This window comes from Bartonella queenslandensis (assembly GCF_018155095.1).
Taxonomy (GTDB): Bacteria; Pseudomonadota; Alphaproteobacteria; order Rhizobiales; family Rhizobiaceae; genus Bartonella; species Bartonella queenslandensis_B.
In genome coordinates, this window is the sequence record NZ_NAAI01000002.1 from 203,550 (window position 1) to 218,650 (window position 15,101).

The 15,101-nt window shown below is 34.8% G+C and carries 14 protein-coding genes and 1 pseudogene; 8 read left to right on the forward strand and 7 right to left on the reverse strand.

Annotated elements, in window-relative coordinates; translation table 11 throughout:
- Nucleotides 1-51: 51 nt before the first annotated feature.
- Nucleotides 52-696 (reverse strand): LPS export ABC transporter periplasmic protein LptC, encoded by a 645-nt coding sequence (gene lptC / locus B5V81_RS02050; RefSeq protein ID WP_212111694.1) that lies wholly within the window; start codon nt 694-696, stop codon nt 52-54.
- Between the two features lie 185 nt (nt 697-881).
- Between lptC and ihfB the strand changes: the two genes are divergently transcribed.
- The 8 genes and pseudogenes from ihfB (at nt 882) to B5V81_RS02085 (ending at nt 7,731) form a co-directional block, all read left to right on the forward strand.
- Nucleotides 882-1,160, forward strand: a complete 279-nt coding sequence (gene ihfB, locus B5V81_RS02055; RefSeq protein ID WP_012230270.1) for an integration host factor subunit beta — start codon at nt 882-884, stop codon at nt 1,158-1,160.
- A gap of 7 nt (nt 1,161-1,167) precedes the next feature.
- Nucleotides 1,168-1,464 carry a LapA family protein gene (locus tag B5V81_RS02060; protein ID WP_212111702.1) on the forward strand — a complete coding sequence of 99 codons (297 nt, stop codon included), beginning with the start codon at nt 1,168-1,170 and terminating at the stop codon, nt 1,462-1,464.
- Nucleotides 1,465-1,641: 177 nt separating this feature from the next.
- Nucleotides 1,642-2,574, forward strand: coding sequence for a class I SAM-dependent methyltransferase (locus B5V81_RS02065; protein WP_212111704.1), 933 nt, complete (start codon nt 1,642-1,644; stop codon nt 2,572-2,574).
- Nucleotides 2,575-2,576: 2 nt separating this feature from the next.
- The gene (locus tag B5V81_RS02070; RefSeq protein WP_212111706.1) at nt 2,577-3,425 is read left to right on the forward strand and encodes a TrmH family RNA methyltransferase; all 849 of its coding nucleotides are present in this window, start codon (nt 2,577-2,579) and stop codon (nt 3,423-3,425) included.
- On the forward strand, nt 3,422-3,925 hold the full coding sequence (gene lspA / locus B5V81_RS02075) for a signal peptidase II (protein ID WP_212111708.1): 504 nt from the start codon (nt 3,422-3,424) through the stop codon (nt 3,923-3,925). The genes B5V81_RS02070 and lspA overlap by 4 nt, the downstream gene beginning before the upstream one ends.
- 626 nt (nt 3,926-4,551) lie before the next feature.
- A pseudogene (locus tag B5V81_RS08740) lies at nt 4,552-4,710 on the forward strand (integrase); the annotation flags it as partial.
- 1,269 nt (nt 4,711-5,979) lie between these two features.
- Complete coding sequence (locus tag B5V81_RS02080; RefSeq protein WP_212111709.1) at nt 5,980-6,753, forward strand: Bax inhibitor-1/YccA family protein; 774 nt, start codon at nt 5,980-5,982, stop codon at nt 6,751-6,753.
- Nucleotides 6,754-6,867: 114 nt separating this feature from the next.
- Nucleotides 6,868-7,731: an endonuclease/exonuclease/phosphatase family protein gene (locus B5V81_RS02085; protein WP_212111711.1), complete on the forward strand. Its 864-nt coding sequence runs from the start codon at nt 6,868-6,870 to the stop codon at nt 7,729-7,731.
- A 6-nt stretch (nt 7,732-7,737) separates the two neighbouring features.
- Here B5V81_RS02085 and polA read toward each other — a convergent pair whose 3' ends face one another.
- The 6 genes from polA to B5V81_RS02115 form a co-directional block, all read right to left on the reverse strand.
- On the reverse strand, nt 7,738-10,647 hold the full coding sequence (polA, locus tag B5V81_RS02090; protein ID WP_212111713.1) for a DNA polymerase I: 2,910 nt from the start codon (nt 10,645-10,647) through the stop codon (nt 7,738-7,740).
- Nucleotides 10,648-10,976: 329 nt separating this feature from the next.
- Nucleotides 10,977-11,684 (reverse strand): DNA polymerase III subunit epsilon, encoded by a 708-nt coding sequence (gene dnaQ, locus B5V81_RS02095; protein WP_212111715.1) that lies wholly within the window; start codon nt 11,682-11,684, stop codon nt 10,977-10,979.
- Nucleotides 11,685-11,688: 4 nt separating this feature from the next.
- Nucleotides 11,689-12,276 (reverse strand): dephospho-CoA kinase, encoded by a 588-nt coding sequence (gene coaE, locus B5V81_RS02100; protein WP_212111717.1) that lies wholly within the window; start codon nt 12,274-12,276, stop codon nt 11,689-11,691.
- Nucleotides 12,273-13,145 carry a shikimate dehydrogenase gene (locus tag B5V81_RS02105; protein WP_212111719.1) on the reverse strand — a complete coding sequence of 291 codons (873 nt, stop codon included), beginning with the start codon at nt 13,143-13,145 and terminating at the stop codon, nt 12,273-12,275. The genes coaE and B5V81_RS02105 overlap by 4 nt, the downstream gene beginning before the upstream one ends.
- Nucleotides 13,138-13,734, reverse strand: coding sequence for a Maf family nucleotide pyrophosphatase (locus B5V81_RS02110; protein WP_212111727.1), 597 nt, complete (start codon nt 13,732-13,734; stop codon nt 13,138-13,140). The genes B5V81_RS02105 and B5V81_RS02110 overlap by 8 nt, the downstream gene beginning before the upstream one ends.
- 12 nt (nt 13,735-13,746) lie before the next feature.
- Complete coding sequence (locus tag B5V81_RS02115) at nt 13,747-14,571, reverse strand: pyruvate, water dikinase regulatory protein (RefSeq protein WP_212111729.1); 825 nt, start codon at nt 14,569-14,571, stop codon at nt 13,747-13,749.
- Nucleotides 14,572-15,101: the final 530 nt, after the last annotated feature.

Consider the following 15,101-nt stretch of genomic DNA (forward strand, 5'->3'; position numbering starts at 1 on the left):
TACACATATATCTCTTTTAAAGACCGCTTAAAGATTCGTATTGATATTGCATCATTGCTTTTCAAGCACTAAATGCACACCACCATAGAAATACATGTTTTTTCCTTTTTCTCGAACTTTTAAGGCATTGGCAGCAAGATGAAAACCGGCTCGTTGAATATTAACACGTTGATCTGTTTTTAATTGTCCCTCAGATAAATTAATATTAGCCGACATGAATTGTGCCATCATCCCATCATTCGTCGTAATGGTGAATGGCTTATCTAGCTGTAAAAAACCATTAATGTTATCGTAAAAGCCTCCTTGTGCTGCGAGAAAAACCTGTCTTTGTTGGCCTACAGATGCTTTCGCTGTAATGTTTTGCAACCCAACTATTCCAGAGTGCGTATGATCTTGAAACGCCTTTTCTGCTTTAAGCCAATAAGGTTCATGAGCACGCGTATACCCCTCTAATTTTGGATTGAGTATCGTCAAATTCATCACTTCACTTTCTTCATTATTCAAAAGAATAGGATTAGAAGTAAAGGGAACTGAGAAAAACGTAAACCAGCAAAAAAACAACGCTGAAACGAACGCTATGAAGGGTAAAAAAATTTTTAATAGACTAATACGACGTGAATGCTGGGATGCTTTTTTAAAAACATCTCCAACAGATGATTGCATTGAAAAGACTTCATGATGATTGTGTACGGACATACTCTCCTAATCTCTTAAATATTCCGCATTTTTAATCTGTATAACCTTTATAAAAGGTATTTTCAAATTTTGTTTCTTGAAATTTGTTTTTTCTTGGTTTTATTTTGCTTTTATCCGTTTATATATTGTAATATGCGTGAAGTGCACAATTATAAAAAATCTTTTTGTGTGAAAGTGAGGCTATCGTGGTTAAATCAGAGCTTGTGCAAATTATTGCTCGTCATAATCCGCATCTTTTTCAACGGGATGTGGAAAATATTGTAAACGCTATTTTTGAAGAAATTTCAACAGCACTTGCAAATGGCGATCGTGTTGAACTTCGTGGATTTGGAGCTTTTTCTGTAAAAAGCCGTTCAGCGCGTAATGGGCGTAATCCACGAACAGGTGAAGCCGTTGCTGTTGACGAAAAGTGGATTCCTTTTTTTAAAACGGGAAAAGATTTACGTGACCGTCTTAATCAGTGAGAAACTTATGATTATTAAACGTATTTTTTTAACAAGTATCTGTGTGATTCTCACAGCGTTTTTGATTGTTTTTACCGTAGCTAATCGTCAAATAGTTCCGTTAACCCTTGATCCTTTTCGAGAAAATTCTGAAAGTTTTACTTATCATGCTCCCCTTTTTATATGGCTCTTTATTTTCTTTGGTTTTGGTATTTTATTAGGTAATCTGATCCGTTGGTTTTCCTATCACAAATGCAAAAAAGCTCTCAAAAAAAGTGAAGCCGAGATCGAGAAATTGAAAACGTCTATCACAAATCTGGTATAATGGTATTTTAATGAGATCCTTTTCTCTCTGTCTTTTATATTCAATACAGAGTTTAAGGGTGTTTTTTTTCTCTTTTCTATATGTGTTTTAATTGACTTGAGCTCTTTTGCACTTTTACGAAACATTTAAGAGCTTTATAATGTAATTTTTTATACCTCATATACCATGATACAAAACATGCCTGCACAATGCTTTCAATCCTCTCACAATAATAGATATCCGCAGGAAAAGCTGCCTCTTATTTTAGAAACAGGTATGAGTGAAAATTATGCTCTCATTGATTCTGGTCATGGACAAAAATTAGAGCGTTATGGCAATTATCGAATTATTCGACCAGAAGGTCAAGCATTATGGAGCCCTGCTTTATTACAAAAACAATGGGCTGATGTTGATGCTATTTTCACAGGAAACCGTGATGAAGAAGGGGTTGGTCGTTGGCATTTTCCGAAAAAACCACTTGATGAAACATGGCCACTTTCTTGGAATGGGCTGTCTTTTCTAGGTCGCTTTACTTCCTTTCGTCATGTAGGCGTGTTTCCTGAACAAGATGCCCATTGGCGCTTTATGGAAGAACAAATTTTTAAAGCTGCACGTCCTATAAAAATATTGAACCTTTTTGGCTATACAGGTGTTGCTTCTTTGATTGGAGCACGAGCAGGTGCAAACGTTACCCATGTTGATGCTTCTAAAAAAGCCATTGCGTGGGCAAAAGCCAATCAGGAAAAAGCAGGATTACCAGATCATTCTATTCGCTGGATTTGCGATGATGCTGTAAAATTTGTCGAGCGAGAACTGCGTCGCAAAAAAAGCTATGATATGATTCTTCTTGATCCCCCTGCTTATGGGCGAGGACCCCATGGTGAAGTGTGGCAACTGTTTGATCATTTACCAGCAATGATTACAAATTGTCGTAAACTTCTCTCTGATAAACCGCTCTCTGTTGTCCTTACAGCTTATTCTATTCGTGCTTCCTTCTTTGCACTTCATGCGTTAATGTGCGATGCATTTGTAAATCTTGGTGGTACAGTCGAATCAGGAGAACTCATTTTACGTGAAGAAGTTGCAGGGCGCGCCCTTTCTACTTCTCTTTTTAGCCGTTGGATTGCTTGAATATGTGTGGACAAAAAACTGGTAGAGTGAAAGAAATTACCTCTCTTAGCAACCCCATCATAAAAGATCTTAAAGCACTTAGCCAAAAGAAAAACCGTAATAAAGAAGGTCTTTTCATGGCAGAGGGATTGAAATTAGTTATCGATGCTCTCAATCTCGGATGGACAATACAGACGCTTGTTTTTTCCAAAAGCGAAATTGGTAATGCCACTATCGAAAATACTGCTGCACGCGCTGTAGCCAATGGTGGCTTTGTTATCAAAGCCTCACAAAAGGTTATGGAATCACTGACTCGACGCGATAATCCACAAACAGTTATTGGTATTTTCAAACAAAAATGGCAAACTCTTGAAATGATAACTGGACAGGCTAAAGATGTTTACATCGCTCTTGATCGTGTGCGTGATCCTGGAAATCTTGGGACCATTATTCGCACTGCTGATGCTGTTGGGGCTAAAGGTGTTATTTTAATTGGTGAAACAACAGACCCTTTCTCACCTGAAACAGTTCGTGCAACCATGGGATCTATTTTCTCTATACCTCTTTATCGTTTTGATGAAAGTGCCTTTTTAAACTGCTCTTCTTGCTTTAAAGGCATGATCATTGGCACGCATCTCAAAGGATCTTTAGATTATCGTAAACTTAATTTGAAAAATGGTCCTATTATCCTTTTAATGGGAAATGAAAAACAAGGGTTATCAGATATTCTGACAAATCGATGTGATAAACTTGCGCGCATTCCACAAAGTGGACGTGCTGACTCGCTTAACCTAGCAATAGCAACAGCCGTTATGCTTTATGAAATCCGTCGCCCTTATTTAACACTGGAATCATGCGAGGAAAAAATATGATCCGTAAATCACTCCCTTTTCTTCTCCTTGGTTTGATCCTTACAGTAGGACTTGACCAAGCTGTGAAATACTGGATTATGCACAATGTGCCTTTAGGAACAGAAATCCCCCTTATTCCTTTCCTTTCCCTTTATCATGTGCGTAATTCTGGTATTGCATTTTCGTTTTTTTCTTCCTTTTCTCACTGGGGAATCATTGCCATTACAACCATTGTGATTATCTTCCTTTTATGGTTATGGAAAAATACTGAATATAATAAATCCTTTATGTGCTTTGGTCTTATTCTTATTATTGGGGGTGCAATCGGTAATCTTATTGATCGTATTCGTTTTCATCATGTTACTGATTATATACTTTTTCATATTGAGGATATTTTTTATTTTGCTATTTTCAATCTCGCAGATAGTTTTATCACACTCGGTGTTATTGCCATCCTTCTTGGAGAATTTATGACTTGGATTAAAGCAAAACGTCATTCCGGCCATACACCTTCTCATTGATGTTCTTATTGCCTTAAAAACAGCAATTTTTAACTATCATAAGTCTAATGACAAATTGATTTTTCTTGATTCATTCTTGAAGCTAATTGTTTCACGTATTTTTCTTTATGAGCTTTTATTTTATATTCAACTATTCCTAGTCAATACAAAAGAACTGGCTTAAAATAGAAATCAATAGTTTTTATCCATGTGTTCTTTCTCACATCATGAGATGAAAGTATTTTGCAGCATCTAAATTTTTATTTGTTTGCTTAGAATGATTTCTTTTCATATGTTTTTTAATTTTTACAGATATCATTTCTTACAGCACCTTTTTTTAGCTTCGCTAGAAATTTTCTTTATTTTATTTTTATATATTGTTTAATAAAGAACATTTTTTCAGCTATTTTAATGGTATAATTTTAATTATAATCTATTGATTATAAACATTATTTTTCGTTTTACATGTGAAGTAAGAATCTCGAATATCGTAAGATTCTTTTATTCCAAATCTGTTCATGTTCGATCCATTAAAACTACGTTTCTTACACGACACAAGTGGAATAGACGTATAGGTAAAAATTGTACAAGAAAGGACTAAAAATACTTCTTATGAAGCGTCTAAAATGCCAAAAACTGTTTGAACATTGGAAGCTGATAAATACAACGATGATGCCGGCTTGCTCCTTCATAAGCGTAAAGATGGAGGTGCTCAGTGGCTTTTATGCTATACCACTTACGAACGCTGTCGCAAAATGAGTTTGGAAGCATTGAGAATATCTCTGAAACAAATAAGTGTATTGGCAATCCAATAGCCGTTCTATTCCTTGTGATGGATATGACAAATGAATAAATAAAATGCCTTTTATGAAAGCTCTCACATACAACGTTTACCGAAACATTAGAGACAAAAAAGAATATAATGGCAGCAACTTACACCTTTGTTAAGTCAAAATGGTGCCCATACAATAATGATACACTCCTCAGAAAAGGCTTTGCGTTATACGCTTCATAATCGCATTCGATAAATAGACTTTGGAATATTGAAAGTGTTTATTAAATGGTTACGGTTGTCTAATAAAATGCTTGCTCTCAGTGCTTTTATGATTTCAATTTTTATTTTTCTTTATATAAACAAAATATAAAATTAATAGATTGATTTTAAACATAAATTATAATTATTATATTGAACTTAGACTGCTTTCAATTGTTATTTTTTATTGTTTCAAATCCTTTTATTTTTTTATGGAAAAAATCTTCCAAGAATAAAATGATAGACCTACAGGCATATATCTTGTGTCGTTTCATAAAGTAAAACTGCATTATGTAGTACCATTTTTATTTACGAAGTAAGAAATTTGGCATCATCCTATTTATTTTCCAACTCTCAATGGTATTATAGTTCTTTGTGCTTAAGAAGACTATGAGAGATATTTTTATTCCTTTTTTAAAGCTTTTTATCCGTACCCCAATCCTGCTTGCGTCGTGTAAGAAAATGATCTTGATTGATTTACTATAAACAGGTTTGTCATCAGGAATCTTACGATATTTTTGGGGGTGTTTAAAATAAAACAATTTAATTATCCTTATAACACTTAATATATCTTTATATATCAATATATTATATAAAAATACGCTATTGAATTAGGTCTTCTCTCTGGGCAGAGCAGGAAAAATATTATAAGTTGAAAAATGGCGTGATTTTACGCGCCATCCTCCTTATCACCGTAAAGATAGATTTTTATAAGTGCGAATGATGGAGTTTCTGTGAATAATAAAAAAACTCTTACTATCGTCTTTTTATCTTGCAAAAATATGGCAAAAAACGGAAATATTTTTCATTAAAAATGAACCATTTCCTTACCAATTTGTAAGGTTCCTTGCTTAGATAAATCTCTTGTAATTTTTAAATAAATCTCCATAATAAAGGGGAATATGCTGGAATTCCGCCAGTGATTCTGAAGGTTTTTTGTATTCGCCAGATTAAGGCTTATACGAAGTTTGTTTCTGCAATGAGAGAGACACTTTTAAAAAAACCGATATCTGACGGAACATATGCTAAAGGATTTTATATTATGGCTAATTTTAAAAATTTACGTTCAGCGCCTGCTTCTCACGCTGATGCATCAATTGATCAGGGACTGCGCGACTATATGTTGGGTGTTTACAATACGATGGCCATTGGTTTGCTTATTACAGCTGCTGCCGCTTATGCAATTGTATCATTAGCAACAACAACAGATATGAGCCAAGCAGTAGCTCAGATCAATAGCAGTGTTTATTTAACATCATTTGGAGTAACATTTTATACATCGCCGTTCGCTTATATTGTTATGTTTGCACCGCTCGTTGCAGTTTTATTCCTTAGTTTTAAAATTAATACATTGAGCACAAATGCTGCTCGTAGCCTCTTTTTTGGTTATGCTGCTCTGATCGGACTTTCATTGTCTTCGATCGTTTTGCGTTATACGACAGAAAGTATTGTACAAACATTTGTTATTTCCGCTGCAACTTTTGGAGCTCTTTCACTTTATGGATACACAACAAAGCGTGATCTTACGGCAATTGGTTCATTCTTATTCATCGGATTGATTGGTTTGTTTCTTTCTATGATCGTGAACATTTTTCTTGGATCAAGTGCTTTGCAATTTGCTATCTCCATTATTGGTGTTTTTATCTTTGCTGGTTTAACAGCTTACGATACTCAAAACATTAAGTTGATGTATTACGAAGGAGATAAAGGTGACACTAAAGGACGTAAAGTTATTATGGGTGCGTTGAGTCTTTATCTTGATTTCATAAATATGTTTGTCTTCTTGCTACAATTTCTTGGTTCAAACCGTGATTGATTTTAAAAGATCATCGCTTAATGAAAGAACCTTGTTTCTTTTGGAAACAAGGTTCTTTTGTTTTTAGCGCAAGTTTTACCCTTTGCCTTTTAGAGATTATATTCTTTTAGCAAAATGACAAAAATACCTTACAAGCAAAAATTCCCTTGGTTTACCGGTTTTATCCAACAAAAACTCCATAACTCCCTTTTAAAGGCAATCCATAACCGCTCTCATCATCAATCAAATATCCTCAATCCAAATAATCATTATGATCTGACCGTTGGTTCCTATAATGTGCATAAATGTGTAGGTGTTGATAAAATCTTTAATCCTACACGAATTGTCCGTGTTATTGCTGAATTACAAGTTGATATCCTTGCTCTTCAAGAAGCAGATAAACGTTTTGGGGAACGCATTGGTTTGATTAATCTTCAACTGTTAAAAGCTGAAACCGGTTTAATTCCTGTGCCTCTCAATACTATGTCACCTCATGGTCATGGTTGGCATGGGAATGCTCTTTTTTTGCGAAAGGGATATGTACGTGACATCTTACAAATCACTCTTCCCAGTATTGAACCACGTGGTGCTATCATTGTAGAGCTGGAAATGGAAGCAGGCCCTATTCGTATTATTGCAGCTCATCTTGGCTTACTCCGTTATTCTCGTAAACAACAAACAAAAATGCTCCTTGCAATTTTGCAAAAACGCTCTCTTATGCCTACACTCCTCATTGGAGATTTTAACGAATGGAGGATGGGAAAAAGATCATCTTTAAACCATTTTTATCCCTATTTTGATAGCACACTTGAAGTCGTACCAAGCTTTCCTTCTCGCTTTCCTTTTTTAGCCCTTGATCGCGTTTTTTCTTTTCCTCACCAATTGGTAATAAATCTTGAAAATCACTATTCACCACTTGCGCGCATTGCCTCAGATCATTTACCTATCAAAGCCTATCTTAATCTTGCCAATGCAATGAACATCCTTAAAAATAAATAAAAAAAGTTAATGTGCCTCATCCCAATTTTGAGCTGTCATGACTTTCACTTCAAGTGGTACAGACAAAGATAAAGCCGGCATTGTAGCATTTTCCATGACATTTTTTACAACAGCCATGGTTTTTTTACTCTCTTCTTCTGGTACTTCAAAAATCAGTTCATCATGCACTTGTAGTAACATTTTTGCTGATAGATTTTCTTCTTTTAAAGCATCTTCCATCTTTATCATAGCACGACGAATAATATCAGCCGCAGAACCTTGAATTGGAGCATTGATAGCTGCTCGTTCATTAAGAGAACGAATTTTTACATTCTTTGCTTTTATTTCTGGATAATGAATACGACGTCCAAAAACTGTTTCTACATAACCATTCTCACGTGCAAAGCTTTTGGTCTTTTCCATATAATCCTTAATTCCTGGAAATCTTTCAAAATAAAGTTGAATATAACGACCTGCTTCTTGGCGTGAAATTCCTAATTGATTTGCTAAGCCAAAAGCTGAAATACCATAAATGATACCAAAATTAATCGCTTTTGCACGCCGTCGTATATCTGAATGCATTCCCTCTATCGCAACGCCAAACATTTGTGACGCTGTTATAGCGTGAATATCGTGTCCTTTAGCAAAAGCTTCTTTTAATGCTTTTATATCCGCAATATGTGCAAGAATGCGTAATTCAATCTGACTATAATCAGCAGAAAGCAACACATGACCTTTGGGAGCAATAAAAGCTGTTCGAATTTTACGTCCTTCAGCAGTTCGTACTGGAATATTTTGCAAATTTGGCTCTGATGATGATAATCGCCCTGTTGATGTTATTGCCAAAGAATAATTCGTATGAACACGCCCTGTTTTTGGTAAAATATAAGAAGGCAAAGCATCGGTATAGGTAGATTTTAGCTTTGCAAGTTGACGCCACTCAATAATTTTACGCGGTAAAAGATGACCTTCAGCAGACAACTCTTCTAAGGTCTGTGCAGAAGTTGACCATTGTCCGCCCTTAGTCTTAGCACCGCCAGGTAATCCCATTTTACCAAAAAGGATATCCCCCAATTGCTTTGGCGAAGCAAGATTAAACTTTTCATCAGCTTGTTTGTAAATTTCCTCTTCTAAAATCAAAGCAGCTTGTGCCAATTCTCCTGAAAGACGCAATAAAATCTGCCGATCAATAAGAATCCCACGCTCTTCCATTCTTGCAAGAACTTCTACAAGAGGTCGATCAAGGCGCTCATAAATTTTTGCCATACCCCGAGCAACAAGTTGTGGTTTTAATACTTGCCAAAGACGTAGCGTTATATCGGCATCTTCCGCCGCATAAAGGGTTGCTTGTTTTAAATCTACTTGTGCAAAAGAAGTAATTTTTTTTCCATTATGTGTTAAATCCTTATAAGCAATTGGTTTATGTCCAAGCCAACGTTCAGATAAATCATCCATATTATGGGTTAAAGTTCCAGCATCCAAAACATATGATAAAAGCATGGTGTCATCAAAAGAACGTATCACAATGTCGTATTGCTTCATCACCAACCAATCATATTTTATATTCTGACCAATTTTTAACACGGAAGAATCTTCTAAGAGCGGTTTTAAAAGTGCTAAAGCTTTTCGGGTTTCAATCTGCGAGGCAATGCGCCCGCCCCTCAAAAGATCCTCTTCTCCTTCATCAAAATGTTCAAGAGGTATATATGCTGCTTTTTCTGGCTGTAATGCGAGTGAAAAACCAACAAGCTTTGCTTGCATCGGATCAAGAGATGTTGTTTCAGTATCAAAAGCAAAAAAACCCTGCTCTTGTGCTTGTGATAACCACTCTTTTAAAACTTCCTCATCAAGAATTGTTGTATAAGTATCTCTTGTAATTTTTTGTGTTAGCGCTTGATCTTTACGTTTTTGTGCAAAAACTTGTGGAGAATTTTCAGAAAAAGTATGAAGAGGTTCTTTCTCAATATTTTTGATATCAGAATCATGCCCATAGTGAGGTTTTCCCCATTCAACATCTATATCAAGTGCATCAATAACAGATGCATCGCATGTTGTTGTCTCCGCAACGCGACGCGTTAATGTTGAAAATTCCATTGCTTTCAAAAAAGCAATTAAGCGTGGTCCATCTTGTGGCTCCAAAATAAAATCATCTAAATCACTGTCTATAGGAACATCTGTTTTAAGTCTAACAAGCTCACGAGAAATTTTAACCTGTTCACTATAGGCTTGTATATTTTCACGTCGTTTTGTTTGTTTTATTTCGGTCACACGTTGCAACAAAAGATCAAGAGAACCAAACTGATTTAACAACTGAGCAGCAATTTTAGGTCCAATGCCTGGAATACCTGGGACATTATCCGTTGAATCTCCAATTAACGCTTGTAAATCGATCATCTTTTCAGGGGGAACCCCCCATTTTTCTATAACTTCTGAGATACCTATATGCTTGTCTTTCATTCCATCATACAAGGATACATGCTTATTGACGAGTTGCATAAGATCCTTATCAGAAGAGATAATCGTTGTTTTTGCACCTACCTTTGTTGCCAATTGTGCATAGGTCGCTATCAAATCATCTGCTTCAAAGCCTTCCTTTTCAATACAAGGCAAATTAAAAGCCTTTGTTGCTTGGCGTATTAACGCGAATTGAGGAATTAAATCTTCGGGAGGCTCAATGCGATTCGCTTTATATTGAGGATAAATTTGTTTCCGAAAAGTATCCGATGAATAATCAAAAATAACAGCAAAATGTGTTGGAACAATACCTGTTGTGGTGTTACGAGCATCACAAAGTAATTTCCATAACATATTACAAAAACCAGCTACTGCTCCTACAGGAAGTCCATCCTTTTTACGTTTTAAAGGCGGTAAAGCATAGTAAGCACGAAAAACATAGCCTGATCCGTCAACCAACAAAAGATGATCTGTTGCCTTCATGACAATTTTATTTCTCCATTTCAGCTAAAAAAACACATTACCCTTATATATTTTTTTCACTTTTATTTTAATTTTTTTCATTCTGCCTCTAAAAAGCCATTTTTTCTTTTCATAAGACATGAAGTCGTTACACTTTATATTACGTACCTAGAGCTTTTCTTTGCTGTTACAGGATTAATAGCTTTCATTTTGCTCCTCCTATGATAGCTGAGGTACGATGTAGCGACAAGGTCGTTGTGGTGTTCCCCTCCCCACAACGACCGTTTTTTTTGACATCCATATTTTTATTTTTAATCTTAAGTAACTTTTTTAGAGAAAAGGTAAGGATGTTATTCATGAATTTTGAAGTTATTCCACAGAGCTTTTTCACCCATTTTATTGATAAAATCAGCGTGTAACTTTTTTTCTTGTGCACTCAATCTTGAAGGTAAGGCCTGTGGACGAAATTTAACTGCATAAGACGTATCTTTATCATTTTGGATATGTTCATCAACATTCCTTCTGTTATCAAAACCTAATACGCCCTGCTTTCCACCAATCAATTCAATATAAACATCAGCCAAAATCTCTGCATCAAGCAAAGCACCATGAAGAACACGATGACTGTTATCAATTCCAAAACGTTTGCATAAAATATCAAGAGAATTAGGGCCCATAGGAAATTTACGCCGTGCCATAGCCAATGTATCAAGAATATTATCAACACTTATAAGTGGCTTATTGACGCGTTTTAATTCTGCATTAATAAAACCTATATCAAAACTCGCATTGTGTGCAATCATAGTCGCACCATTGATAAATTCCAAAAATTCATCAACAATATCACTAAAACTTTTCTCGTTTTTTAGGCGTTCATTGGTTAATCCATGAATCGCTACAACTTCATCAGGAATAATAACACCTTCAGGGTTTAAATAAACGTGAAACTGGCGCCCTGTAAGATAACGATCAACCATTTCTACACAACCAATTTCGATTATGCGATCTTTCTCTTTATCTAAACCTGTTGTTTCTGTATCAAAAATAATTTCACGCATGACTTCAATTCTTTAGCAACTCTTTTATCACATCAAAAACCTGTTGACGTGTATTTTCTAAATCTTTCCCTGTATCAATGATAAAATCAGCACGTTCTCGTTTTTTTTCATCTGGCATTTGTTGGGCATTGATAAAGGCAAATTTCTTCTCATTCATACCTTGGCGAATCATTACACGTTCTCTTTGTATTTCTGGCGGAGCAGAAACAACAATAACGCTATCTACACGATTTTCACCATTTGTTTCAAACAGAAGTGGAATATCGAGAATAACTAATTTTTCCCCTTGGTTGCGCGCTCTATCAATAAATTCTTTTTCTTTTTCTTGTACTAGAGGGTGAATTATTTTTTCTAATGTTTGTAACTTTTCCTTATCATCAATCAAGATTTCAGAAAGTTTCAAACGATTAACTTCACCATTTTCAACAACACCAGGAAAAATACACTCTATGCGTGACAAAGCTGGCTCACTTTTATAAAGTTGTCGTACCGCCTCATCAGAACTAAAAACAGAAATACCTGATTGTCTGAAAAAATCAGCAACTGTTGATTTTCCCATAGCTATTGATCCCGTCAATCCTATGATCTTCATTCTCTTTCTTCACTCATATCCTCTAAAACAGCTGTCCGTAACGCTTTTGTTACCTGTGGCCTTACTCCAAACCACCGTTCAAAACCTATAACAGCCTGATGTAGAAGCATCCCAAGCCCATCAACAGTCCTTAGACCACAAGCTTTTGCCTGTTGTAAAAAAGGGGTTATCAATGGTGTATAAACAATATCTGTTACTAATGCCGTTTTTTTTGCCTTATGAAAATCACAACAAAAAGAAGTATTTTTTTCTTCTATTTTTTTAATGCCCATAGAAGTTGTATTAACAATCAAATCAGCCTGAGAAAGTATTTCATGAATTTTATACCAATCATAGACTTTAATGGGGTTTCCAAAATGCTGGGCTAAATTATCAGCGCGTTGTTTTGTACGATTAACTAAATAAATCTGTTCAAATCCGCGTTCTTTTAAAGCATATAGGATAGCGCGTGCAGCACCACCTGCCCCAAAAACAAGAGCTGTTTCCCCTCCCCAACCAGATGCAAAATCATCAAGATTAGCACTAAAACCATAGGCATCACTATTTGTGGCACAAAGTTTATCTCCTTCATACCAAAGTGTATTAGCAGCACCAATTATTGTTGCTTTCTCATCTTTATAATCTGCTAAACGAAAAGCTTCCTGTTTATGAGGAAGAGTAACATTTCCTCCACAAAAGCCTATTTTTTTAAAAGAAGTAATAAAATGACTGAATTTTTCAGAGGTTACTTCCTGTGCAAGATATTCCCCTTGTAAACCATATTGTTTAAGCCAAAAATTATGAATTTTTGGTGATTTTGAATGATGAATAGGAGAACCAACAACAAAAGCGCGGGGATAATTTGTTTTTTTTATTGTTAAATCAACCATCAACAATTCCCAAATGACGTAATTTTATGAGAAGAGGCAGCAAAGGTAAACCAACAATGGTAAAAAAATCTCCATCAATTTTTTCAAAGAGATGGATTCCTTCTCCTTCAATTTGATACACACCCACACTGTTTAAAACATCTTTTTCTACACGTGCTAAATAACGTTCAATAAATTTTGATGAAAGTAAACGTACGGACATGTGTGCACTAAAAGCTTCAACCCAAATTTTTTGACCATTTTTAAATAAAGCTACCGCACTATGAAGAGAATGAGTTTTTCCTGACAGCTCAGATAAACGTTGATGTGCTTCCTTAATATTTGTTGCTTTATGAAAAACTTTACCTTCCAAATCAAGTACTTGATCACAACCAATAACGAAAGTATCAGGAAAACGATCTGAAACATTTTTTGCTTTTGCACTAGCAAGAAAACAGCTGAGTTCTTTAGGTGTTTTTTCTTTTGCTGTTTTTTCTATTTCTCTTTCATCAAAAGAAGCTCCTTCAATGAAAAAATTTAAACCTGCTTTTTTCAATAATTGTGCACGATAAGAACTCAGAGATGCTAATATTAATGTATTTGCGTTCATGAGAATTTTCTCTTATTTTTCTTCACGAAATCGTGATAAAAGTTCAAATATTGCAGCAGCAGTTTCTTCAATAGAGCGTCTTGTGACATCAATAATAGGCCAACCAAAACGTTCACAAATACGTTTTGCATAGATTAATTCTTCAGCGATATTGATACGGTTCGTATAATTATCAAAAGCAAAACCTTCTCCTAAATCTCTATTTTGTCGAATATGTGAAATTCTTTCAGCTGAAGCGATTAAACCAACAATTAGAGAATTTTTTGCTTCTAAAAGGGATTCTGGCAAATCAATATTAGGAATAAGAGGAACATTGGCCGTTTTGATTCCGCGGTTTGCTAAATAGATACTTGTTGGCGTTTTAGAGGTTCTTGAAATTCCTACAAGGATAACATCTGCTTCGAATAAGCTACTAGAAGACTGTCCATCATCATGCTCTATTGTAAAATCGAGCGCCTCAATACGGCGAAAGTAATCTGCATTGAGATCATGTTGTGCACTGACACGTAAATGTGTTGGCATTCCAAGATAAGATTGAAAAGCATTTAAAACAGGATGCAATATATCAATACTGGGAACTTTTATTTTTTTGCATCTTTTTTGAAGGAGAAGCTTAAGTTCTTCATCAATAATTGTGTAAAGAACAATACCTGGCTCTTGTTCTATTTCATCAAGAGCTTTTTGCAACTGTATTTTATTACGAATCATAGGATAGATATGCTCTATTGCCTGATACATTGTATACTGGGATGCAACAGCTCTTCCAACAGAGATTAATGTTTCCCCCGTTGCATCAGAAAGCATGTGTAAATGAAAGGATTTTTTTTCTTTTGTCACAAAAATTTTAACTCCTTGTTAAGACATGTGTATATACCCTCAGCAATTTTTATAAAACTAAAATTTAGAAAAAATTTTCCATTATTATGCACAAATTAAACGCTTGTGATAATCAAAGACTTCTTATAAAAAAAAGAGAGGATAACATCTTTAAGATAGTGTTATCTTTATTCTTTTTTTTCTTCTCTTTTGTGGATAAGATTGAGGATAATCAAAGGATAAATAATAATTCACATTAAACACAGTTTTAAATAAAAAGAATCCTCATCTTTAATATAAATTTATTAATAAAAAGTTCTGGAAAAAGTGATTTTGAATGATATTTTATTAATGCTATAGGTTAAATTCACATTTTCATTATAAAAAATTAAATACTATTTGAATTTTATATTTTTTATATCATTTATTAATATTACATGAACAAATTATCATATAATATGGTGCTTGCAGATTGAAAAAATTGAGTGTAAAATGTTTTTTTCTTGAGAATATTTCGTTCTATAAAATCTCCATAAATTGTTTAGGGTAAT